Below are 22015 nucleotides of genomic sequence, written 5' to 3' on the forward strand. Positions count from 1 at the left end.
CGCTCAGCCCGCCACGTAGAGGATGTCGCTGGTGCCGCGCTCGCCGCCGTTCGAGGGCGAGTTGATCACCTGTCCGTTGAAGTACATGGTGGACGAGCCGCCGCCGTCGAGGTTGTAGGCGGTGGTTGCCCCGAGCGAGAGCATGATGTCGGCGAGTCCCGGCAGCGTGACGCCCTCGCTGTAGCCCTCCTGGCGGCCGTCGACCACCACGAAGACCAGGTGGTTGTCGTCGATCACGCCGACGGCGGTGCGCGGCTGGTCGCCCTGGATCGAATGGTTGCCGACGTTGGTGTCGACCTCGACGCCGTCGATACCGTCGACGACCTGAGCGTCCTCGACGATGGCGGGGCCGAAGCTGAGGGTGTTCCAGACTCCGGATGCCAGCAGCTCGGCCGCCGTGGTCGCGGTCTCGTCGTACACCTCGACGTGACCGTCGGTGTAGAAGGCGAGTCCCTGACGAGCGCCCTCGTCGCGGTAGACGACGCCGTTGCGGATCTCGATGCCCGTCGAGCGGAACCCGTAGTAGTCGCCGTTGATGGCGAAGACCGCGTCGTTGGCGGCGGCGATCTCGCTGGTGGTCTGCGTGATGTTCTCGCCGAACTGGTTGTTGGCGAAGGCGGAACGCAGGTCGGTGGCGTCGCCGAGCACGACGTCGGCGACGAAGTAGGTGAGGGAGTCGGTCGTCACCGTCGAGACGGTGACGGAGGTGGAACCGTCGCTGAAGCTCGAATCGGTGAGGGTCGTCGCGGCCGTGGTCGCCGCGGACGCGGTGGTCTCGGGTGTCGCGGTGGCGGTGGCGGTGGCCGTGGAGTGCTCGGCCTCGTAGGCGGCGACGTCGGTGACCTCGACGTGCGGGATGAGGAAGCGGTTGGCCGCCCACGCCGCCGAGCCTCCCGCGGTGAGCAGCACGACGAGGCCCCCGGCGAGGAGGGCGCGGCGGGCGACGCGGGTCGGCTTCCGGCGGGGCTCGGTGGACGGCGCCACCCGGCCGCGGCGGGAGGCCGGGGTCGGTGCACCGTCGGGGGCGGTGTCGGGGGTGAGGTCTGCGGGGTCCATGGCACCAGGAAAAGCGCCGAGCCCTCCCCGCGGCCTAAGGCAGCCCTATCGGGAGCCAAGAGGAGCTACGAAAAACCTATGCCTACCCGGCGCTGCACGTTCAGGCCTCGTGCACGACCGCTGTCAGCTCGGTCATGAGATCACGAGCCAGGAAGCCGATCCCGACCCGCTGCTGGAGCCGATCCCCGGCGCGCGCATGGGTCCATCCTCCCCACACCGCCGCACGCCCGGCATCCATCCCCAGAGCGACGAACCCCGTGATGGTGCCCGACAGCACGTCGCCGCTGCCGGCGGTCCCGAGTCCCGATCCACCCGGCTCGGCCTGCCAGCACCGGCCGTCGGGCGTGGCGACGGTGCCGAAGCAGTGCACCACAGCGCCGTAGCGGCGGGAGATCTCCGCGATATCGGCCTCGCGGTCGTCGCCGAGGTCGCGCTCGAGCAGAAGCGCAGCCTCTTCCTCATTCGCGTTGATGAGCAGGTCGTCGGGAAGCGATTCCCGGTCGAAGGTCGGCAGGATGCCGAGGGCGAACGCATCCAGCACGAGCCGATCGATGTCGGCGTCGGCGACCGCTCGCAGGGCCGCGCGGGTGGCATCCGGATCATCGAAACCGGGGCCCAGAAGCACGGCATCCGCCGACTCGAGGGCGGAGCGCAGTGCGTCGTCGACCGCATCGGAGCCGCTGGGCAGCTCGTAGACGCCCGCCTCCGGCATCGCAGCGCCGAGTCCGGGCGAGACCGAGAAGGGCACGGCGATCCCCACCCGACCAGCACCGACCCGCATCGCCGCTTCGGCAGACAGCAGGACCGCCCCGGGGGACCGTGGCGATCCGCCCACGACGACGACCTGACCGCGCGACTTCTTGGAGCCACCGGCATCGGGAACGCCCCACTCGCGCAGCATCTGCAGAGTGACGGGCTCAGACATCGTCTTCTCCGGAGTGCACCGTGACGTCGGCACCTTCACGCTCGAGATGGTCGACCGATGAGAACGTCACGAGCTTCCATCCGTCTTCGTCGCGCACGAGCTCGGTCACCGACGCGTTGCGCACCGTGTGTTCGGCGGCGAACGCGAGCAACTCCGCCTCGTCGAGGGGGAGGAGCACATAAAGCATCAGCATGATCACCGCATCGTGCGCCACGACGAGCGCGGTCGGGCCGGGACGCTCGAGCGCTTCGCCGAGGAACGATCGCAGCCGCAGCGCGACATCGGCCCACGACTCGCCACCGGGCGGGCGATGGAAGAACTTGCCGAGATGGCGTCGGCGCGCAGCCTCTTCGGGATGAATCTCCTGCACACCCTGCCAGGTGAGCAAGTCCAGGATGCCGAGTTCCCGGTCGCGGAGCCTCTCGTCCGCCCGTGTTGGAGCGGCCCCGGGCACCTCGTCGAGCGCGATGGCGAGCGTCTGCCGCGCGCGGCGGTACGGCGACACCCAGTACTCGTCGACGCCGGAGGCGACGGAACGGAGCCACGTGCCGAGGGCATCGGCTTGCTCGCGCCCGGTTGTCGAAAGCTCGACGTCGGCATCGCGGATGTCGAGAGCGATCACCGGCGAACCGGCCCGCTCGGCCTCCGACGCGGCCACGTTGCCTTCGCTTTCACCGTGTCGGATGAGCCAGAGTCGCGTCACTGCCATGCCGGCACGCTATGCCGCGGAATGAAGGTGGCGCGCGGGCGTTGACAGCACCGCTGGGCCGCGCGAAGGGGGTCCACGCGGCGACGCATCGCCCGACCACCGCGTGGGCTGGTCGGGCGATGCCTCGCGCTCAGACGGCGAACCGGATGACGCCGACGATGATGAGGGTGATCACGGTGGTCCAGAGCGCGATCGCCGCGGCCTGCCACGCGATCACGCGCGCCGGCGACACACCCGTCGAGGTCAGGGCTGCGGCCGTGAACTGGGTGGGGAGCAGCAGCGGGCCGAGCAGGCTCACGCCGGGGGTCCCGTAGCGGTGGTAGGCGCGCTCGAACTTCTGACGGCGCGCGGTGACGGGCTTGTCGACGGCACCGCGGCGGGTGGTGACGGCGGTGCGCACGCGCGAGGCGACCAGCACGACGACGGCGACGCAGATCAGGTTGCCGATCGCGCCGGCGATGGCGGCGACGACGGGGTTGATGCCGCCGATGATGCCGATCGCGGCGGCGCCCTCGCCCTCGATGAACGGCACGGCCCCCGCGAGGGCGACGATGACCGGCTGCACGAGGTCGGGCACGTCGGCGACGAGGCCCTGGAAGCCGAGGACGAGATCACTGATGGGGTTCGACATGGCTGCTCCTGGGGGTGATGTGCGGTGTGTTCCGCGGTGATTCCATCCCATCGATTCCGGCCCCGCGGCGGCAGTGTCGTGGTGTCACGACCGCGCGGGAGGATGCGACGACGCACCCGTGACGAATGTCACGGCGGGGGAGGGGTTCCTGCTCCGGCGGGGTGCCGCGAGCGGAGGAGATTCGGCGGAGGGAGGACCGCGGACCGTGGGTTTCTCCTCCGCACCGCGGATCTCCTCCCGCCGCGGGGGCTGCCGGGAGCGGAGGGGATCCGGCGAAGGGAGGGCCGCGGACTGTGGGTTTCTCCTCCGCACCCTGGATCTCCTCCCGTGGCGCGGATTGCCTCCCGCCGCCGGGGGTGCCGGGAGCGGAGGAGATTCGGCGGAGGGAGGACCGCGGACCGTGGGTTTCTCCTCCGCAGGCCGAATCTCCTCCCGCCGCCGGGCGCCGGAGGCCTCGCGCTATCGCGCAGCCCGCGGACCGGGTAGCGTCTGACACCCTCAACGGTTGCGGCGGAAGGAGGACACGAGATGCCCCCGATCTTCGCCGCGCTGCAGTACTTCTTCTTCGCCGTGCTCGCGATCGGCATCCTGGCCCGCCTGTCGATCGCGCTGTTCCATCGCCGTGCCGGTCGGCGCAGGGAGGGCGTGCGTTCCGCCCTCGGGCCCGTCATGAGCGCGGGTGCGGCGCAGTCCGCGGCCGACGGATGGACGCCGCCGCGGTCGATGGATGCCGCACCACTCGACCGCCCGACCGAGACGAGCGAGGATTGGGACCGCGCGCTGATAGACCTGACGGACGGTCACCGCGACGTCGATCGGAGCGACTGACCCGCGGCACGGGCAGGATGGACCCATGCCGCCGATGCCTCTGCCACCCTGGCCCGACACGCCGCCCGTGCACGGCCGCATCCTGCTGCGCGAGGTGATCGACAGCGACCTCGCCATGGTGCGCGAGCTGGCGACCGACCCGTACATCGCGCAGACGGGCACCCTTCCCGCCGATGCCACCGAGCAGCACGCGCGTGCGTGGATCGCGCAGCAACAGGGCCGACACGGGGAAGGGGCGGGGTTCTCCTTCACCATGGCGGATGCCGCCACCGGAAAGGCCATCGGGCACTGCGGCCTGTGGACGGCCGAGCTCGGAGCCGGTCGCGCCACCGCCGGATACGTCGTCGCCCCCTCCTCTCGCGGCCAGGGCTACGCGGCCGATGCGCTCACCGCCCTGACCGTCTTCGGCGCGACCGTGCCGGGCCTGTTCCGCATCGGCCTTTACATCGAGCCGTGGAACGCGCCGTCTATCCGCACCGCCGAACGAGCCGGATACGAACGCGAAGGGCTCCTCCACAGCTATCACCGCATCGGTGACCGACGACGCGACATGCTCCTCTACGGCCGGGTTCTGCACACCGACTGATTCCGCCACCCGTGACGAATGTCACGGCCGTACAGTGGCCGGGGTGAGCACCTCCTCCGCCGCCGCCTACGCCCGTGACGTCCGCGTCACCTGGTGGTACACCGTCGCGTCGATCCTGTCGTTGCAGGTCTTCGCCCTCGTCATCTGGGCCGTCGTCGTCGTGCTCGACGCCTCGCCGCTCACCATCGCGCTGTACCTGGTCGGCGCGGTCGGGGCCACGGCATCCGCCGTCCTGCTGCTGATGCGCTACCGCCGTGAGCCGCTCGACGACGGCGACGCCGGCGCGACGCATCCCGTCTGGCCGCTCGTGGTGGCGGGGGTCGTCTTCGGCGCCGTCACCGGCGCAGCCGTCGGGTCTCTGATGCTCGCCGTCGCCCTCTCCGCGCAGGCGCTCTGCCTCGTGCGGTGGCGAAACGGCATCCGGTTGCGTCTCGCGACGCTGCTCATCGTCGTGATCGTGGCGACCTGGATCGTGGATGCCACCCGCTTCAACCCCGACGGCTACGTCGCCGCGTTCTTCGGACTCGCGCTGTTCATCGCGATGCTTCCGCCGCTGTCGGCGACGTCGCTGTGGTGGTGGGACATCGTGCGCGAACTCGACCGTGCGCGTCGCGCCGAGGGGCGCCTCGCCGCAGCGCAGGAGCGCCTGCGTCTCGCGGGCGACCTCCACGACCTGCAGGGACACCACCTGCAGGTGATCGCCCTGCAGCTCGAACTCGCCGAGAAGATGATGGGCCGCGACCCCGAGGCCGCCGTCGAACAGGTGCGGGCGGCGCGGACGAGCGTCGACGAGGCGCGTCGCGGCACCCGTGACCTCGCGGCGCGGTTCCGCGGCGTCCCCCTGCCCGACGAACTCGCCAACGCCGCCGACCTGCTGCGGGCCGCGGGACTCACCGTCGACCTGCTCGTCGACAGCGAGGCAGGCGGGGCGCCGGCCGACGTGCTCGGCCCGGTCGTGCGCGAGTCGACCACGAACGTGCTGAAACACGGCGGCGGGGGCTCGGCATCCCTCTCCCTCGCCCGCCACGAGGGAGCCTGGGTGCTCACGGTCGAGAACGACGCCCGCGGAGCCGCGTCGCCGGTGGGCGACGGGGCCGGACTCTCGGGCATCGCCGACCGCGTCGGCACCGTCGGAGGAACAATGGATGCCACCCGGCTCGGCGACCGATTCCGCCTCACCGTCCACGTGCCCGAGGGGGTGACGGCATGATCCGCGTGCTCATCGCCGACGACGAAGACATGATCCGCACGGCGCTCGCCGCGTTGCTGCGGCTCGAAGACGACCTCGAGGTCGTCGCCGAATGCCGCGACGGTGAGAGTGCGCTCGCCGAGGCCGAGCGCCTGCGCCCCGACGTGTGCCTGCTCGACCTCGAGATGCCCGGTCTCGACGGCGTCGACACCGCCGCGCGAATCCTGCGCGGCGTGCCCTCGCGCTGCGTGATCGTCACGCGCCACGCACGGCCCGGCGTGCTCCGGCGCGCGCTGGGCGCGGGCGTCGACGGGTTCCTGCCGAAGTCGCGGCCCGCGGATGACGTGGCCGCGGTGATCCGCGAGGTCGCCGCCGGGCGTCGCTACGTCGACCCCGAGATCGCCGCCGACGCCCTCAGCGACGAGCGGAGCCCCCTCACCGACCGCGAACTCGACGTGCTGCGCGCCGGGGCGCGAGGAGAGACGGTCGCCGAGATCGCCTCGGCGCTGCACCTGTCGGCCGGAACGGTGCGCAATCACGTGTCGTCGGTGCTCGGCAAGCTCGGGTTGGCGAGTCGGCAGCAGGCCACGATCCACGCGCGGGAGCGGGGGTGGATCTGATGCGGGACTATCTGCCGGTGGTCGAGTTGGCCTTCCCCGGACCGTTGCGCGATCAACTCGTCGCGGCGATCCGATCAGGGGCGAAGACGACGACCAGTTCTCTGTTTCGTCAGTACGGAGTTCGCGTCGCCCGATGAGCAGAGGCACACGCGGTGGCGAAACCTCCTCCGCGGGCGGCTGCCGCGCGGGTGAAGCCCGCCCGCAGACGACCGCGGCGGTGTTGTGTCTCGGGACAGCTCAATCGAGGTAGATACGCCGTACCAATCTGCGAACTCGTGCCTGGCTCGGTACGCGCGACGGGGGCGACCCCCGCCAGCGCAGCGAGTACCTCGCGGGTGAAGCCCGAACGGGAGAACCGCGAGAAGCCCGTGCTTCCGGGGATAGCCCGAGCGGGCGCCGCGGCTCGGACCGTTAGCGTCCACATGTGGACATTCCGAAGGGCGCGTCGTGACGATCGAAGTGAGACATCTGCACAAGACCTACGGCAGTTTCCAGGCCGTACGAGATCTGTCGCTGGAGGTGGACACCGGATCCCTCTTCGCTTTCCTCGGAGCGAACGGCGCGGGCAAGAGCACGACCATCGGCTGCATCACCACGACCCTGCGTCCCACGTCGGGAACGATTCGCGTACAGGGGTTCGACGCGGTGGACGAGTCGGATGCGGTGCGTCAGATCATCGGGGCCGTCTTCCAGCAATCCCTGCTCGACCCCCTGCTCTCTGTTCGCGAGAACCTCGCGATCCGCGCGGGTTTCTACGGGTTCCGTCGACGCGACGCCGCCCACCGGATCGCGGAGCTTTCCGAGCTGGTCGGACTCGGAGGCGTTCTGGACCGTCGCTATGGGCTGCTCTCCGGCGGCCAGAAGCGCCGCGCCGACATCGCTCGCGCGATCATCCATCGCCCGCGAGTGGTCTTCCTCGATGAACCGACGGCGGGTCTCGATCCGCAGTCGCGTGAGCAGATCTGGTCGGCTATCGCGCAACTGCGAGCCGATCACGCGATGACCGTCTTCCTGACGACGCATTACATGGAAGAGACCGAACGCGCAGATCAGGTGTGCATCATCGACCGGGGCGAGATCGTGGCCGAGGGCACCCCCGCTCACCTCCGATCGCTCCACAGCAGCAGCGTCCTCACTGTCCGGGTTTCCGACGTGGACGGTTTCCTCGGCGAGTGCCGCACTCGGGGACTGTCTGCAGAGCAGGTCGGAGACGTCGTACGGGTCGCCGTCGAGCGGGCCGAGCAGGCCAAATCCGTGCTCCTCTCGCCTCAGATCACCGACTTCGAATTCCGCCACGGAACCATGGACGACGTCTTCCTCAACGTGACGGGGGGTCGATCAGCGTGAGGCCCGTCTCTCTCCTCATCGGGCGGAATCTGCGCCTGTTCTTCCGGGATCGCGCGGGGGTCTTCTTCTCGCTGCTGTCGGCTCTCATCCTCATCGCCCTCTACGCGCTGTTCCTCGGCGATCTCCAGGTCGACAACCTCACGGAGGCATTCCCGGATGCCGACTCGGGCGACATCCACGCGTTCGTGAACGCCTGGGTGTTCGCGGGCATCACGATGATCACGACGCTGACGACGGCGCTCGGGGCGATGACGGTGTTCGTGGACGACCGCGCGAGTGGACGCTTCGGCGACTTCATCGTGTCGCCCCTCCGTCGGCTGGAACTCATCCTCGGCTACCTGCTGTCGAGCTTCCTCATCTCCCTCGCCATGACGCTGATCATCGTCGCGGTGGGTCAGGTGTACCTGCTCACGCAAGGCGATGCGGTGATGACGCTCACCGAAACCGGGGAGACGCTCGGGTACGTCGTCTTGTCCAGCGTGGCGTTCGCGGCGATATCGAGCTTCATCGCCACCTTCCTCCGCAGTTCGGGGGCGTTCGCAGCCCTCTCCACCGTGGTCGGGAGCGTCATCGGCTTCCTGGCCGGTACCTACATTCCGGTCGGGACGCTCCCGGAGGGAATCGTGAATGTGATGAACGCGCTGCCCTTCGCGCAATCGGCGATGTTGATTCGCCAGCCGATGACCGCTCAGGCGTTGGATGCCCTCGCCGGTAGCCAGGGGCAAGCCGCTGATGCCGTTCGCACCTTTTATGGAATCACTGCGAAGGTCGGTGACTTCGCGGTCACTTCCGCCTTCGCCATAGGAGTTCTGGCGGCGGTGTCCGTCGTATTCGTTGCCCTCGGCGCCATCCAACTCGCTCGTCGGATCCGCTGAGGCTCACTCCACCCTCGCCCGGGTCACGGGTCCACGACGGCGGCGACCGCCTCGATCTCGACGAGCTGGTCGTCGTAGCCGAGCACGGTGACGCCGAGCAGGGTGCTCGGCACGTCGTGAGTGCCGAAGGCGTCGCGCACGACGCTCCACGCGGCGACGAGGTCGGCCCGCTTGGTCGAGGCGACGAGCACGCGCGTGCTGATGACATCGGTGATCTCGGCGCCCGCGTCGGCCAGCGCCGTGCGCAGGTTCGCGATGCACTGCGCAGCCTGCGCCGCGTGGTCACCGACTCCGACCGTGGCCCCGGTGGCATCCAGCGGGCACGAACCGGCAAGGAAGATGAGGCGCGCGTCGGCCGGGGCGGTGGCGGCGTAGGCGTACTCCGCGACATCGGCGAGGGCGGAGGAGCGGATGAGCCTGACGGCGGAGGGCATGTGCGCGCCTTTCGCGTGACGACGGTGCGATCGAGCGTACCCATGCGGGCACGCGCCCACCCCGTCAAGGTCTGGCACCCGACCGGCCCCCGTCGCTACGGTCGCCGCATGGGTGAGAAAGCAGCGGGCGGCAAGGCGGCGGCAGACGCGGGACTGACGCGGTACATCATCATCGGGGTCGTCGTCGGCATGATCGCGGGTCCCGTGCTCGGCATGCTCGTGCCGGCGATCGGGGTCGGGTTCGGGATCTCGATCGGACTCTTCGTCGGCATCATCGGTGCGGTCATCGCGTGGTTCGTCGTGCGGCCGACGAAGTAGCGCTCGGGACGAGCACCAGGCGTCCGACGAAGCCGTCCTCGGTGCGCGGCAGATCGCCCGACTCCATGCGCCGGTGCGCGTCAGCGGCATCCGCGAATCCGAGCACCTCGCCGACGTGGGCGGTCAGGGGCCGCCCGGTGGCCCATCGCGCGTTCACCCGGGTCGCGACCTCTCGCAGTTCCGAGGCGTCGAGGGCGCTGAGGATGAAGCCCTCGACGCGCAGTTCCCGCACCTGCAGCGACCACAGGTCGATGTCGGCCGAGGTTCGCCCCGCCAGGACGATCACCCGCCCCCGCGAGGCGAGGTGTCGGACCGCGGACGCCGTGTCGGCCCGACCGGTGGTGTCGATGAAGACATGGATGCCGTGCGGGCGCCGCTCCGCCACCGCCTCGGCCGCGGAGCCGGCGTCGGCGACGACGACCTCGGCACCCCACTCCCCGAGGACGTCCGCCGCGCGCGGGTCGCGGACGACCGCGACGACATCGGCGCCGGATGCCACGCCCTCCTGCACGAGCGCGGCGCCGACCGCGCCGTTCGCCCCGAACACGACGAGCGTCTCGCCGGCCTGCACGGCCGCGCGCAGGTGCAGCGCGGCGACGGCGGTGGTCGCCGGGTGCAGCGAGGCGACGAAGGCGACGGGGTCGGCGGCATCCGGCACGTCGTACAGGCGGTCGCGATCGACGACGACGAGCTCGGCGGTCGCACCGGGGCGTCCGGCGTAGCCCGCGGAGCTCGTCCAGACCCGATCGCCGGGGGAGAGGTCGTCGACGCCGGCCCCCAGGGCATCGACGACGCCGACGAGATCGCGGCCCACCGCGACGGGGAACGCCAGCGGGGTGTTCCAGCGGCCGGAGCGGACCAGCGTGTCCACGGCATCCACGGCCACCGCCTGAGGACGCACCCGCACTTGTCCGGGCCCCGGCGCGGGATCGGGGAGCTCACCCCACTCGATCACCGACGGGTCGCCCGTGCGCGAGAAAGAAGCAGCGTGCACGATGGCTCCCGTCGTCGGATGGGGAGAGGCTAGCCCCTGCCGCGACGCGGCGCACGCGGGGGCGCCGAGACGTGGCATCCCTCCGTTCGTAGGGGTGCGGGTCGGGGGGTTTCGGCCTGGTCGGGTAGGGTTGTGGATTGGCGAAGATCTCTTGATATCAAGAGACTTCGCCTCCTCCCACCACCGATCGCCCAGCGAAGGATTGTCCGTGGATCTCTACGAGTACCAGGCACGTGATCTGTTCGAGAAGTACGAGGTGCCGGTACTCGCCGGCATCATCGCCGACACCCCTGAGGAGGCGAAGGCGGCCGCTGAGAAGCTCGGTGGAGTCGTCGTCGTCAAGGCTCAGGTCAAGACCGGAGGCCGCGGCAAGGCCGGCGGCGTGAAGGTCGCCAAGACCCCCGACGAGGCGTTCGAGGCGGCCCAGGCCATCCTCGGTCTCGACATCAAGGGCCACGTCGTCAAGCGCGTCATGGTCGCCGCCGGTGCTCGCATCGCCAAGGAGTTCTACTTCTCGGTGCTGCTCGATCGCGCCAACCGCTCCTACCTCTCGCTCTCGAGCGTCGAGGGCGGAATGGAGATCGAAGAGCTCGCCGTCGAGCGCCCCGAGGCGCTGGCGCGGGTCGAGGTCGACCCGCTCGACGGCATCACGCCCGAGAAGGCCCTCGAGATCGCCAAGGCCGCGAAGTTCGACGACGAGTTGGCACCCAAGGTCGCCGACGTGTTCGTCAAGCTCTTCAACGTCTACAAGGGCGAGGACGCCACCCTCGTCGAGGTGAACCCCCTCATCCAGAGCGAAGACGGCGACATCATCGCCCTCGACGGCAAGGTCTCGATCGACGAGAACGCCGGCTTCCGCCACCCCGATCACGAGGCGCTGGAAGACAAGGACGCGGCCGACCCGCTCGAGGCCAAGGCCAAGCAGCACGACCTGAACTACGTCAAGCTCGACGGCCAGGTCGGCATCATCGGCAACGGCGCGGGCCTGGTCATGTCGACCCTCGACGTCGTCGCCTACGCCGGTGAGAAGCACAACGGCGTCAAGCCCGCGAACTTCCTCGACATCGGTGGCGGAGCCTCGGCGACCGTCATGGCCGCCGGTCTCGACGTCATCCTCGGCGACGAGCAGGTCAAGAGCGTCTTCGTCAACGTCTTCGGCGGCATCACCTCGTGCGTCGCCGTGGCCGAGGGCATCGTGAAGGCCCTCGAGATCCTCGGTGACACCGCGACGAAGCCCCTCGTCGTGCGCCTCGACGGCAACCAGGTCGAGGAGGGCCGCGAGATCCTCGCCGCCGCCAACCACCCGCTCGTCACCCTCGCCGCAGGTATGGACGAGGGCGCCGACAAGGCCGCCGAACTGGCCAACGCGTAAGGGACAGGGACACAGAGAAATGTCGATCTACCTCAACAAGGACTCCAAGGTCATCGTCCAGGGCATCACCGGCGGCGAAGGCACCAAGCACACCGCCCTCATGCTCAAGGCCGGCACGCAGGTCGTCGGCGGCGTGAACGCCCGCAAGGCCGGCACCACGGTCACGCACAAGGACGCCTCCGGCAACGACGTCGAGCTGCCCGTCTACGCGTCGGTCGAAGAGGCCATCCGCGAGACCGGCGCCGACGTCTCGATCGCGTTCGTGCCCCCGGCCTTCACGAAGGACGCGATGGTCGAGGCCATCGATGCCGAGATCCCGCTGCTCGTCGTGATCACCGAGGGCGTTCCCGTCGGCGACACCGCCGAGGCCTGGGCCTACGCGAAGTCCAAGGGCGAGAAGACCCGCATCATCGGCCCGAACTGCCCCGGCATCATCACCCCCGGCGAGGCGCTCGTGGGCATCACGCCCGCGAACATCACCGGCAAGGGCCCCATCGGTCTCGTCTCGAAGTCGGGCACCCTGACCTACCAGATGATGTTCGAACTCCGCGACCTCGGCTTCTCGACCGCCATCGGCATCGGCGGCGACCCGGTCATCGGCACCACGCACATCGACGCCCTCGCCGCGTTCGAGGCCGACCCCGAGACCAAGGCCATCGTCATGATCGGCGAGATCGGCGGAGACGCCGAAGAGCGCGCCGCCGACTTCATCAAGGCCAACGTCACCAAGCCGGTCGTCGGCTACGTCGCCGGCTTCACCGCTCCCGAAGGCAAGACCATGGGCCACGCCGGCGCCATCGTCTCCGGCTCGGCCGGTACGGCTCAGGCGAAGAAGGAGGCCCTCGAGGCCGCCGGTGTCAAGGTCGGCAAGACGCCGTCCGAGGCGGCTTCGCTGATGCGCGAGATCATCGAGAGCCTGTAAGCAGCGCTCTCCGCAGGGCCCGGATGCCATGGCATCCGGGCCCTTTCTCGTGTCTGGCGATCTCTCAGCCGGGCGCATCGCGAGTGCCGCCGAGATCACACGATCGGGCCGAGGCCACACGGCGTGGGGCGGCCGGAGCCTGTGACCTCGCGCGGAACGTGTGATCTCGCGACCGTGAGCGCCGGGCTCAGCCGAGCAGCGCCTCGACCGGGCCGCGGGCGAAGAAGACGACGAAGCCGGCGGCGACGATCCACAGCAGCGGGCTCACCCGGCGCGCGCGACCCGACAGGGCCTGGATCAGCACCCAGCTGACGAAGCCCGCGCCGATGCCGTTGGCGATCGAGTAGGTCAGGGGCATCACGGTCACGGTGAGGAAGACCGGGATGAGCACCGACAGGTCGCTGAGGTCGACGTGGCGGATCTGGCCCATCATCAGCGCACCCACGATGACCAGGGCGGCGGCGGCGATCTCGGTGGGCACGATGCTCGTCAGCGGCGTGAAGAACATCGCCAGCAGGAACAGGGCTCCGGTCACGACGTTCGCGAGACCCGTGCGGGCGCCCTCGCCGATACCCGATCCCGATTCGATGAACACCGTGTTGGACGACGACGAGGTGGCGCCGCCCGCGACGGCGCCGATGCCCTCGATCACCAGCGCCGAGCGCAGGCGCGGGAACGTGCCGTCGGGGGCGGCGAGTCCGGCCTCGCGGGAAAGGCCGGTCATGGTGCCCATGGCGTCGAAGAAGTTCGTGAACACGAGCGTGAAGACGAGCATGAGGGCGGCGAGGACGCCGATGCGGCCGAACGAACCGGCCAGGTCGACCTGGCCGACGAGCGACAGATCCGGCAGGCTCACGAGCTGTGCCGGAAGGGTGGGGACGCTGAGGCCCCAGCCGCCGGGGTTCCCGTCGGCACGGGCACCCAGGTGCGCGACCGCCTCGATGATCACGGCGATGACCGTGCCCGACAGCAGGCCGATGAGCAGCGCCGCCTTCACCTTGCGCACGAGCAGCACGGCGGTGATGACGAGGGTCAGCACGAACAGCGCGGTGGGGATCGTGGTGATCGAGCCGCCCACACCGAGACCGACCGGAGGGGAGTTGAGCCCGGTCGAGGTGACCAAGCCGCTGTCGACGAAGCCGATGAACGCGATGAACAGGCCGATGCCGACCGTGATAGCGGTCTTCAACGCGAGCGGCACGGCCTCGAAGATCATGCGGCGAAGGCCGGTGACGGCGAGCAGCACGATGATCAGGCCGTTGATGACGACGAGACCCATCGCCTCGGGCCAGGTGACCCCGCCGACGATGCCGACGGCCAGGAACGAGTTGATACCGAGCCCCGCGGCGAACGCGAAGGGCAGTCGCGTGACGAGACCGAACAGCATCGTCATGACGCCGGCGGTCAGCGCGGTGACGGCCGCGACCTGGGGGAAGCCGAGGGCGTTACCCGCGACGTCGGGGGTGCCCGACAGGATGATCGGATTCAGGATGACGATGTAGGCCATCGTCACGAAGGTGACGACGCCACCGCGCACCTCGGCGCCGACGGTCGACCCGCGGGCGGTGATCTCGAAGAACCGGTCGAGACGGTTCTTCGGGGCGGAGGCGGCGGTGGTCTCGGGAGCGGAAGCGCTCATGAAGGCTCCAGAAAAAGGGGGAGGGGCTAGACCGGAGGGGAAGACGCCGACGTATCGTGTGAGCTATGTCACTCTCAGGAGAGTATCTACCCAGCACCAGCGAATGGGCCCGCCAGCAGGCGGAGACGTTCGAAGCCACGGGGGGCCAGGAGTCCGCCGACATGCGGGGCGTACCCATCATCGTCCTCACCACCGTCGGCGCCAAAACCGGGGGGCTCCGGAAGACCGCCCTCATGCGCGTCGAGCACGACGGAAAGTACGCGGTCGTGGCATCCAAGGGAGGCGCACCGGAGCACCCCGCGTGGTACTACAACCTCGTGAAGAACCCCCGCGTCGCCCTGCAGGACGGCGACGTGAAGAAGGAGTACGACTCGCACCAGGCCGAGGGGGCCGAGCGCGAGGAGTGGTGGGGCTACGCGACCGAGGTCTGGCCCGACTACGACGAGTACCAGAAGAAGACCGACCGCCGCATCGAGTTGTTCGTGCTCGAGCCGGTCGAGTAAGCCCCATCGGTCCGCTACGCCCCGTTGAGTGTCCAAGAAACCCGGACGTTCCGAAATTTCGTCCGGGTGTTGTGGACACTCGACGGGGTAGCGGGCGGCGCCACCGCTTCGTCGCACGTCGCGCGGGCGACGCCACCGCTTCGTCGCGCGTCGCGCGGGCGACGCCACCGCTTCGTCGCGCGTCGCGCGGGCGACGGTGGGCGGGATCGCCGGTGCGCCTGCTCATTGAGCGTCCAAGGAACGCGGACGTTCCGAAACGACGTCCGGGTGTCCTGGACACTCGACGTGGTGACGAGCGAAGCCCGCTCGCGGGCGCGCATAACGGAACGCCGGCGAAGGATGCCGGAAACCTCACACGGACACCGCCGCCCCGTGAGAGAAACGTTCGCCGGGGGTAACGCCGGAGCGAGGGCGGGGGAAACCTCCGTTGCTTAGCGTCGGGGCATGGCCCGCACGAACCCCGCAACCGGTACGAAACACGCCGCTGACCGCCGCGCAAAGTCCGCCGCGTACGGTGACGACGTGCTCCACCCCGCGTCATCCGGATCCGTCGTCGTCGTCGGCGCGGGCATGGTGGCGCACCGATTCGTCGAGAGCCTCACCAGCCGCGACACCGACGGACGCTGGTCGGTCACGGTGCTGGGCGATGAGGCCCGCGGCCCCTACGACCGCGTCGGACTGACCGGCTACTTCAGCGGCAAGTCGCCCGACGACCTCGCCCTCGACCCCGCCGTGCTCGCCCACGAGCGCGTGCGCGTCGAGACCGACGCCCGCGTCACCCGCATCGACCGCGCGGCCCGCACCGTCACCACCGCCGGGGGCTCCACCCACTCCTACGACCGCCTGGTGCTCGCGACCGGCTCCTACGCCGCGCGCCTCGCCCTCGACGGGTTCGACCACCGGGGATGCTTCGTCTACCGCACCCTCGACGACGTCGCCCGCATGCGCGAGTGGGTCGCCACGCGCACGGCGCAGCTGGGTCGTCCCCTGCGCGGTGCGGTCGTGGGTGGGGGCCTCCTCGGCCTCGAGGCCGCCGGCGCGCTGCAGGCCGAGGGCGTCTCACCGTTCGTGCTGCAGTCGAACGAGCGTCTGATGTCGGCCCAGCTCGACCTGGGCGGGGCGAAGGCGTTGCAGCGGCTCATCGAGTCCCGCGGCATCGAGGTGCGCACGAGCTCGGTGACGACCCGGGTGGATGCCGACACCTCCGGCTCCGTGTGCGGCCTGGAGCTGCGCGACGGCACGTGGGAGGCCGTCGACATCGTTGTCTTCACCGTCGGTGTGCGCCCCCGCGACGAACTCGCCCGCACCGCGGAGCTCACCGTCGACGCCCGTGGCGGCGTCGTCATCGACGAGGGCTGCGACACCTCCGACCCCTCGATCCTCGCGATCGGCGAGGTCGCCAGCTTCGACGGGCAATGCATCGGTCTCGTCGCCCCGGGCTACGCGATGGCCGAGGTCGCCGCGACCCGCCTGCTGGGAGGTGCGGCGTCGTTCCCCGGCTTCGACACGTCGGCCAAGCTCAAGCTCTCGGGTGTCGAGGTGGCCAGCTTCGGCGACGCGTTCGCCGAGACGCCGAACGCTCTCGACGTCACCTACGCCGACCCGGTGTCGGGCGTCTACAAGAAGCTCGTGCTGAGCGACGACGCGCAGACCCTGCTCGGTGGCATCCTCGTCGGCGACGCCTCGGCGTACACCTCGCTCCGCCCGCTCGTCGGTCGTGCCCTCGGCGGCGACCCGGCGGCGTACCTCATGCCCTCCGACCTCGCGCCCGCCCCGCAGGGCGAGCTCCCGGCCGACGCCGTCATCTGCTCGTGCAACGGCGTGACGGCCGGAACGGTGCGCGATGCCGTGACCGAGCACGACTGCGCGGATGCCGCCGAGGTCAAGGCGTGCACGAAGGCGGGAGCGGCGTGCGGCTCGTGCTTCACGCTCGTGAAGAAGCTCGTGGCGACCGAGCTCGCGGCATCCGGAAAAGAAGTCTCGAACGGCCTGTGCGAGCACTTCGCATTCACCCGCGCGCAGCTCTTCGACGCCGTGCGCGTCTCGGGGCTGACGACCTTCACCTCGATCGTCGAGCGCTTCGGCACGGGCCGCGGGTGCGACATCTGCAAGCCGGCGCTCGCGAGCATCCTGGCGAGCCTGTACTCGGGGCACGTGCTCGACGGCGAGCTCGCGACCATGCAGGACACCAACGACCACGTGATGGCGAACATCCAGCGCGACGGCAGCTACAGCGTGGTGCCGCGCATCCCGGGCGGCGAGGTCACCCCCGAGGGGCTCGTCGTGATCGGTGAGGTGGCGCGCGACTTCGGGCTGTACACGAAGATCACGGGCGGCCAGCGGATCGACCTGTTCGGCGCCCGCCTCGACCAGCTGCCCGACATCTGGAAGCGTCTGGTCGACGCCGGCTTCGAGTCGGGACACGCGTACGGCAAATCGCTGCGCACGGTGAAGTCGTGCGTCGGGTCGACGTGGTGCCGCTACGGCGTGCAGGACTCCGTCGGCATGGCCGTGCAGCTCGAGCTTCGCTACCGGGGTCTGCGTTCGCCCCACAAGATCAAGTTCGGCGTCTCCGGCTGTGCGCGCGAGTGCGCCGAGGCCCGCGGTAAGGACGTCGGGATCATCGCGACCGAGGCCGGCTGGAACATGTACGTCGGAGGCAACGGTGGCTTCACCCCGCGCCACGCGGTGCTCTTCGCCGAGGGCCTCGACGACGACGGATTGCTGCGGGCGATCGACCGCTTCCTGATGTTCTACATCCGCACCGCCGACCGGCTGCAGCGCACGGCTCCCTGGATGCAGGACTACGAGGGCGGCCTCGACGCGCTGAAGGCGGTCGTGTTCGACGACAGCCTCGGCATCGCCGACGACCTCGACCGGGCGATGGCTTCGCACATCGACAACTACGAGGACGAATGGGCGGCGACCCTCGCCGATCCCGAGAAGCTCAAGCGCTTCCAGAGCTTTGTCAACGCCCCCGAGGTCGCCGACCCCTCGCTCGCGTACGTCGCCGAGCGCGGCCAGGCCCGCCCCGCCACGGCCGAGGAGCGCGCCTCGGGAGCCGTGTTCATCGGCGGCACGACGTTGGCGGTGCGCTCATGACGATCGTGGATGCCACGAGGACGGATGCCATGACCCCTCATTCCTCCACCCTTCCCGCCGCGACGGTCCTCGCCTCCGCCGCGTCCGGCGCTGCTGCGGTCGAGACGGCCGACCCGGGACCCGCGACGCCGGCGGCCGCGACCGCGGCCCCGGCGGACGCGGCTCCCGCGCCGACCCCCGCCGCGGGCTGGGTACGCGTGTGCCGCGTCGACGACCTCCTCGTCGAGCGCGGGGCCGCCGCCCTCATCGGCGACCGGCAGATCGCGCTGTTCCGCACCTTCGACGGACGGCTCTACGCCACCGACCAGATCGACCCGTTCAGCGGCGCGACGATTATGTCGCGCGGCATCGTCGGCGATCGCGCGGGCGTTCCCACCGTGGCATCCCCCATGTACAAGCAGGTGTTCGACCTGCGCACCGGCGTGTGCCTCGACACGCAGGGCAAGGATCCGCAGACGCTCGCCATTCACCCGGTGGCCGTCGCCGACGGTGTCGTGATGGTCAAGATCGCCGCAGAAGGAGACCCCCGATGATCGCTCTCACCGGCCTGGACCTCACCGACCGCCTCGTCGTCTGCGTGGGCGCGGGCCGCGTCGCCGAGCGCCGCATCGAGCGCTTCCGTGCGGCGGGTGCGCGCGTGCGCATCGTCGCCCCGGAGGCGAGCGAGGCTCTCGTGGCGCTCGCCGCCGCGGGCGACATCGAGTGGTTCGCGCGCCCGTTCGAGCCGGACGACCTCGATGACGCGTGGTTCTGCCACACGGCCACGGGCTCGGCATCCGTCGACGCCCTCGTGGTCGATGCGGCCGAGGCGCGGCGCGTCTGGTGCGTCAACGCCGGGCACGGCGGCAAGGGCACCGCACGCCTGGCCGCCGAGACCACCAGCGGCGACGTCATGGTCGGCGTCGTCTCGACCGCGGGTGCCGACCCGCGCCGCAGCGTCGCCGTGCGCGACGCCATCGCCTCTCGCCTCGCCGAGGGCGCCCTTCCGCTCCGCCGCCGACGGCGCACACCCGTGGGGGGTGTCGCGCTCGTCGGCGGCGGCCCCGGCCCGGTCGATCTGCTGACCGTCCGCGCTCGCGCACTGCTCGCCGAAGCCGACGTCGTCGTGCACGACCGCCTCGGCCCCACCGGCGTGCTCGCCGAGCTGGGCGACGACGTCGAGCTCATCGACGTCGGCAAGCGCCCCCAGCACCACCCCGTGCCGCAGGACGAGATCAACGCCCTCATCGTCGACCGCGCCGCGCGGGGCCTCCGGGTCGTGCGCCTCAAGGGCGGCGATCCCTTCGTCTACGGACGCGGGGGCGAGGAAGTCATCGCGTGCCGCGCCGCCGGCATCCCCGTCGAGGTCGTCCCCGGCATCTCGAGCGCCATCGCGGTGCCGTCGGCGGCGGGCGTCCCCGTCACGCATCGGGGCGTGGCCGGTACTCTGCACGTTGTGAACGGTCAGGAGACGCCGAGCGAGGCCACCCTCGCCGCCCTTCGCGACGACACCGCCACGGTGGTCGCCTTGATGGGGGTGAGCGCCCTGCCCCGGTTCGTCGCGGCCGCCCGCGCCGCGGGGGCACCCGAGGCGCGTCCCGTGGCCTTCGTCGAGAACGGCCACACGCCCGCGCAGCGCACGATCCGCACGACCCTGGGTACGGCGATCCAGGATGCCGAGACCCACCGCCTGGCGAACCCTGCGGTGCTGGTGTTCGGCGAGGTGGCCCGCGCCGATCTGCTGCTGCCGGTGCCCGCGATGGCGGGCGAGGGGGTCGGGTGACCGTTCCCGCCCGGACGATCAGCACGGTGCTCCAGGGGTGCACCGTGCTGCTTCCCGTCGACCGACGGTCGGGGGAGCTGTCGGCCGCCCTCGAGCGTCACGGCGCCCGCGTGCGGGTCGCGCCGGCGCTGACGATCATTCCCCACGTCGACGATGAGGAACTCATCGCCCAGACGAGTCGCCTCGTCGCCGACCCACCCGACGTCGTCGTCGCCACGACCGGCGTCGGGTTTCGCGCGTGGATGGAGACCGCCGACGAGGCGGGGCTGCACGACGCCCTCAGCGACGTGATGCAGCGCGCCCGCATCGTCGCGCGCGGCCCCAAGGCGCGCGGGGCGATTCAGCAGGCGGGGTTCGAGGCCGACTGGGTCGCCGAGAGCGAGACCGCGGCCGAACTGCGCGACTTCCTCGTCGCCGAGGGGATCGAGGGGCTCCACGTCGCCGTGCAGCACCACGGCTCCGGCGCCGACGGCCTCGACGAGGCGTTCGAGGCGGCGGGTGCCCGCGTCACGAGCCTCACCATCTACCGCTGGGGTCCGCCACCCGACCCGGAGGTCGTCGCGGCCTCCACCCGCCAGGTCGCGCGGGGCGAGGTCGACGCCGTGCTGTTCACCTCCGCCCCCGCGGCCCGGGAGTGGATCCTCGCAGCCGATCGCGCGGACGCGCTCGAGGGGGTGGCATCCCGAGCCCGAGACGGCCGGGTGCTCGTGGCCGCGGTCGGCCCGATCACCGCCGGACCCCTGCTCGACGCCGGGATCGATCCGCTCGTGCCCGACCGGGGGCGCCTCGGCGCCCTCGTGCGCGCCGTCGTGACGCACTACGGCGGACCCGACGCGCCCGCGATCCCCACGACGGTCGGTCGCCTCGGCATCCGCTCCGCCGGGATCGTCCTCGACGGCGTCTTCACGGCCCTGCCGCGGACGGGGGTGGAGATCCTGCGGGCCCTGGCACGTCACCCCGGTGCGGTGGTGTCGCGCACCGACCTGGTGGCCGCGTTGTCGAGCGCCGAGGCGAGCGGGCACGCGGTCGAGGTGGCCGTCGCCCGCACGCGCGAGGCGCTCGGCGGCATCGACCTGATCCGCACGGTCTACAAACGCGGCTACCGGCTCGACCTGGTCGACGAGGAGGACTCATGACCGCCGTACTCATCGCCTGCGCCCACGGCACCCGGTTCGAGGAGGGGCGCGTCGTCATCCGCACCCTGCTCGACGTGCTGCGCAAGAGCGCGCCCGCGGGCGTCGAGGTGCACGAGGCGTACGTCGACGTGCACGGACCCTACGTCACCGACGTGGTGGCCGCCGCGCGCGAGCGCACGGACGACATCGTCATCGTGCCGCTGCTGCTGTCGACCGGCTACCACACCGAGGTCGATCTGGTGGATGCCGCCGACGGACTGCCCATCGCCCGCGCGCTCGGACCCCACCCGGTGCTCGCCGAGATCCTCGTCGACCGCGTGCGCGCCACCGGCGCCGGCGACGGCGACACGGTCGTGCTCGCCGCGGCCGGGTCCACCCGCCCCGGCGCGGTCGTCGACGTCGAGCGGATGGCCACGCTGATGACGGATGCCGGCGTGGCCGGACCCATCGTGACCGCGTACGCCGCGGCATCCGAGCCTCGGATTCCGGATGCCGTGGAGGCCGCGCGCTCCGCGGGGGAGCGGACGGTCGCGGCGAGCTACGTGCTCGCCCCCGGACACTTCTCGCGCGTCATCGAGAAGGCCGCGGCCGACCTGACCTCGGAGCCCATCGGCGCCGATCCGCGGCTGGCGGACATCGTGTGGGAGCGCTGGCGCGAGGCACGGGCCGGCTCCGCGTTGGCGGCCGAGCCCGCCGACACCGGGCGCGCGGCGGCCGAGGTGGCTGAGCCTGTCGAAGCCTCCGGGGGTGCGTCGGCCGAGGTGGCTGAGCCTGTCGAAGCCTCCGGGGGAGCGGTGGGGCCGGTCCCTTCGACAGGCTCAGGGACCTCTTCGGGCCCAGGACCCTCTTCGGGCTTGGGGACCTCTTCGGGCTCGGGGACCTCTTCGGGCTCGGGGACCACTCCGCGGAGACGGGTTGCGCGGCGGATCGCCCGCGTGACGGGCCGCGCCGTGCTGGTGACGCTCCTCGTCGCGTCGGCCGGGATCGTCCTGCTCGCGGCCGCAGGCCTGTCCGACGACGGGGGAGTGCGGCGACGCCGCCGCGCCTGAGAGGCGGTCTCCGGCTGC

The 22015-nt window shown here is 70.9% G+C and carries 22 protein-coding genes; 15 read left to right on the top strand and 7 right to left on the bottom strand.

The window, feature by feature from the left end:
• Nucleotides 1-3: 3 nt before the first annotated feature.
• The 4 genes from QRO03_RS00400 to QRO03_RS00415 form a co-directional block, all read right to left on the bottom strand.
• Nucleotides 4-1056, bottom strand: a complete 1053-nt coding sequence (locus tag QRO03_RS00400; RefSeq protein WP_285135548.1) for a phosphodiester glycosidase family protein — start codon at nt 1054-1056, stop codon at nt 4-6.
• A 100-nt stretch (nt 1057-1156) separates the two neighbouring features.
• Nucleotides 1157-1981, bottom strand: a complete 825-nt coding sequence (locus tag QRO03_RS00405; RefSeq protein ID WP_285135549.1) for an ADP-dependent NAD(P)H-hydrate dehydratase — start codon at nt 1979-1981, stop codon at nt 1157-1159.
• The gene (locus QRO03_RS00410) at nt 1974-2690 is read right to left on the bottom strand and encodes a histidine phosphatase family protein (protein ID WP_285135550.1); all 717 of its coding nucleotides are present in this window, start codon (nt 2688-2690) and stop codon (nt 1974-1976) included. Before QRO03_RS00410 ends, QRO03_RS00405 begins: the two co-directional genes overlap by 8 nt.
• A 130-nt stretch (nt 2691-2820) precedes the next feature.
• Nucleotides 2821-3321: a small multidrug efflux protein gene (locus tag QRO03_RS00415; RefSeq protein WP_285135551.1), complete on the bottom strand. Its 501-nt coding sequence runs from the start codon at nt 3319-3321 to the stop codon at nt 2821-2823.
• 528 nt (nt 3322-3849) lie between these two features.
• Between QRO03_RS00415 and QRO03_RS00420 the strand changes: the two genes are divergently transcribed.
• From QRO03_RS00420 to QRO03_RS00445, 6 genes are all read left to right on the top strand, one after another.
• Nucleotides 3850-4149, top strand: coding sequence for a hypothetical protein (locus tag QRO03_RS00420; protein ID WP_285135552.1), 300 nt, complete (start codon nt 3850-3852; stop codon nt 4147-4149).
• Nucleotides 4150-4174: 25 nt separating this feature from the next.
• Nucleotides 4175-4735 (top strand): GNAT family N-acetyltransferase, encoded by a 561-nt coding sequence (locus QRO03_RS00425; RefSeq protein WP_285135553.1) that lies wholly within the window; start codon nt 4175-4177, stop codon nt 4733-4735.
• Between the two features lie 43 nt (nt 4736-4778).
• On the top strand, nt 4779-5945 hold the full coding sequence (locus QRO03_RS00430) for a sensor histidine kinase (RefSeq protein ID WP_285135554.1): 1167 nt from the start codon (nt 4779-4781) through the stop codon (nt 5943-5945).
• On the top strand, nt 5942-6544 hold the full coding sequence (locus tag QRO03_RS00435; RefSeq protein WP_285135555.1) for a response regulator transcription factor: 603 nt from the start codon (nt 5942-5944) through the stop codon (nt 6542-6544). Before QRO03_RS00430 ends, QRO03_RS00435 begins: the two co-directional genes overlap by 4 nt.
• A 447-nt stretch (nt 6545-6991) precedes the next feature.
• Nucleotides 6992-7891 carry an ABC transporter ATP-binding protein gene (locus tag QRO03_RS00440; protein ID WP_285135556.1) on the top strand — a complete coding sequence of 300 codons (900 nt, stop codon included), beginning with the start codon at nt 6992-6994 and terminating at the stop codon, nt 7889-7891.
• Nucleotides 7888-8766, top strand: a complete 879-nt coding sequence (locus QRO03_RS00445; RefSeq protein ID WP_285135557.1) for an ABC transporter permease — start codon at nt 7888-7890, stop codon at nt 8764-8766. Before QRO03_RS00440 ends, QRO03_RS00445 begins: the two co-directional genes overlap by 4 nt.
• Before the next feature lie 23 nt (nt 8767-8789).
• On the opposite strand, the gene QRO03_RS00450 is transcribed toward QRO03_RS00445, so the two are convergent.
• Complete coding sequence (locus QRO03_RS00450; RefSeq protein WP_285135558.1) at nt 8790-9200, bottom strand: RidA family protein; 411 nt, start codon at nt 9198-9200, stop codon at nt 8790-8792.
• A gap of 108 nt (nt 9201-9308) precedes the next feature.
• On the opposite strand from QRO03_RS00450, the gene QRO03_RS00455 reads away from it, so the two are divergent.
• Complete coding sequence (locus tag QRO03_RS00455; protein WP_285135559.1) at nt 9309-9518, top strand: hypothetical protein; 210 nt, start codon at nt 9309-9311, stop codon at nt 9516-9518.
• On the opposite strand, the gene QRO03_RS00460 is transcribed toward QRO03_RS00455, so the two are convergent.
• Nucleotides 9484-10512: a zinc-binding dehydrogenase gene (locus QRO03_RS00460; protein WP_285135560.1), complete on the bottom strand. Its 1029-nt coding sequence runs from the start codon at nt 10510-10512 to the stop codon at nt 9484-9486. The two genes, QRO03_RS00455 and QRO03_RS00460, sit on opposite strands and share 35 nt — an antisense overlap.
• Nucleotides 10513-10720: 208 nt before the next feature.
• Between QRO03_RS00460 and sucC the strand changes: the two genes are divergently transcribed.
• Nucleotides 10721-11884 carry an ADP-forming succinate--CoA ligase subunit beta gene (gene sucC, locus QRO03_RS00465; protein WP_285135561.1) on the top strand — a complete coding sequence of 388 codons (1164 nt, stop codon included), beginning with the start codon at nt 10721-10723 and terminating at the stop codon, nt 11882-11884.
• A 19-nt stretch (nt 11885-11903) separates the two neighbouring features.
• Nucleotides 11904-12806: a succinate--CoA ligase subunit alpha gene (gene sucD, locus QRO03_RS00470; protein WP_285135562.1), complete on the top strand. Its 903-nt coding sequence runs from the start codon at nt 11904-11906 to the stop codon at nt 12804-12806.
• 187 nt (nt 12807-12993) lie between these two features.
• Here the strand turns inward: sucD and QRO03_RS00475 are convergent, their stop codons facing one another.
• Nucleotides 12994-14445, bottom strand: coding sequence for an NCS2 family permease (locus QRO03_RS00475; RefSeq protein ID WP_285135563.1), 1452 nt, complete (start codon nt 14443-14445; stop codon nt 12994-12996).
• A 65-nt stretch (nt 14446-14510) separates the two neighbouring features.
• Between QRO03_RS00475 and QRO03_RS00480 the strand changes: the two genes are divergently transcribed.
• The 6 genes from QRO03_RS00480 (at nt 14511) to QRO03_RS00505 (ending at nt 21997) form a co-directional block, all read left to right on the top strand.
• On the top strand, nt 14511-14948 hold the full coding sequence (locus QRO03_RS00480) for a nitroreductase family deazaflavin-dependent oxidoreductase (RefSeq protein WP_285135564.1): 438 nt from the start codon (nt 14511-14513) through the stop codon (nt 14946-14948).
• A 444-nt stretch (nt 14949-15392) separates the two neighbouring features.
• Nucleotides 15393-18050 carry a nitrite reductase large subunit NirB gene (nirB, locus tag QRO03_RS00485; protein WP_285135565.1) on the top strand — a complete coding sequence of 886 codons (2658 nt, stop codon included), beginning with the start codon at nt 15393-15395 and terminating at the stop codon, nt 18048-18050.
• 29 nt (nt 18051-18079) lie between these two features.
• Nucleotides 18080-18583, top strand: coding sequence for a nitrite reductase small subunit NirD (gene nirD / locus QRO03_RS00490; RefSeq protein WP_502882990.1), 504 nt, complete (start codon nt 18080-18082; stop codon nt 18581-18583).
• A complete protein-coding gene (gene cobA, locus QRO03_RS00495; protein WP_285135566.1) occupies nt 18580-19812 on the top strand; it encodes a uroporphyrinogen-III C-methyltransferase in 1233 nt (410 codons plus the stop codon). The genes nirD and cobA overlap by 4 nt, the downstream gene beginning before the upstream one ends.
• Entirely contained in the window at nt 19809-20948 is a 1140-nt protein-coding gene (locus tag QRO03_RS00500) for a uroporphyrinogen-III synthase (RefSeq protein WP_285135567.1), read from the top strand. Before cobA ends, QRO03_RS00500 begins: the two co-directional genes overlap by 4 nt.
• Nucleotides 20945-21997, top strand: coding sequence for a sirohydrochlorin chelatase (locus tag QRO03_RS00505; protein WP_285135568.1), 1053 nt, complete (start codon nt 20945-20947; stop codon nt 21995-21997). The genes QRO03_RS00500 and QRO03_RS00505 overlap by 4 nt, the downstream gene beginning before the upstream one ends.
• Nucleotides 21998-22015 lie beyond the last annotated feature (18 nt).

This window comes from Microbacterium sp. lyk4-40-TSB-66, from assembly GCF_030209475.1.
In the GTDB taxonomy this organism is placed as follows: domain Bacteria; phylum Actinomycetota; class Actinomycetes; order Actinomycetales; family Microbacteriaceae; genus Microbacterium.

Coding starts and splice junctions, on each gene's coding strand:
- sucD (WP_285135562.1), top strand. CDS start 11,904: ATGTCGATCTACCTCAACAAGGACTCCAAGGTCATCGTCCAGGGCATC.
- QRO03_RS00450 (WP_285135558.1), bottom strand. CDS start 9,200: ATGCCCTCCGCCGTCAGGCTCATCCGCTCCTCCGCCCTCGCCGATGTC.
- QRO03_RS00405 (WP_285135549.1), bottom strand. CDS start 1,981: ATGTCTGAGCCCGTCACTCTGCAGATGCTGCGCGAGTGGGGCGTTCCC.
- cobA (WP_285135566.1), top strand. CDS start 18,580: ATGATCGCTCTCACCGGCCTGGACCTCACCGACCGCCTCGTCGTCTGC.
- nirD (WP_502882990.1), top strand. CDS start 18,080: ATGACCCCTCATTCCTCCACCCTTCCCGCCGCGACGGTCCTCGCCTCC.
- QRO03_RS00415 (WP_285135551.1), bottom strand. CDS start 3,321: ATGTCGAACCCCATCAGTGATCTCGTCCTCGGCTTCCAGGGCCTCGTC.
- QRO03_RS00435 (WP_285135555.1), top strand. CDS start 5,942: ATGATCCGCGTGCTCATCGCCGACGACGAAGACATGATCCGCACGGCG.
- QRO03_RS00475 (WP_285135563.1), bottom strand. CDS start 14,445: ATGAGCGCTTCCGCTCCCGAGACCACCGCCGCCTCCGCCCCGAAGAAC.
- QRO03_RS00505 (WP_285135568.1), top strand. CDS start 20,945: ATGACCGCCGTACTCATCGCCTGCGCCCACGGCACCCGGTTCGAGGAG.
- QRO03_RS00480 (WP_285135564.1), top strand. CDS start 14,511: ATGTCACTCTCAGGAGAGTATCTACCCAGCACCAGCGAATGGGCCCGC.
- QRO03_RS00455 (WP_285135559.1), top strand. CDS start 9,309: ATGGGTGAGAAAGCAGCGGGCGGCAAGGCGGCGGCAGACGCGGGACTG.
- nirB (WP_285135565.1), top strand. CDS start 15,393: ATGGCCCGCACGAACCCCGCAACCGGTACGAAACACGCCGCTGACCGC.
- QRO03_RS00425 (WP_285135553.1), top strand. CDS start 4,175: ATGCCGCCGATGCCTCTGCCACCCTGGCCCGACACGCCGCCCGTGCAC.
- QRO03_RS00420 (WP_285135552.1), top strand. CDS start 3,850: ATGCCCCCGATCTTCGCCGCGCTGCAGTACTTCTTCTTCGCCGTGCTC.
- QRO03_RS00400 (WP_285135548.1), bottom strand. CDS start 1,056: ATGGACCCCGCAGACCTCACCCCCGACACCGCCCCCGACGGTGCACCG.
- QRO03_RS00410 (WP_285135550.1), bottom strand. CDS start 2,690: ATGGCAGTGACGCGACTCTGGCTCATCCGACACGGTGAAAGCGAAGGC.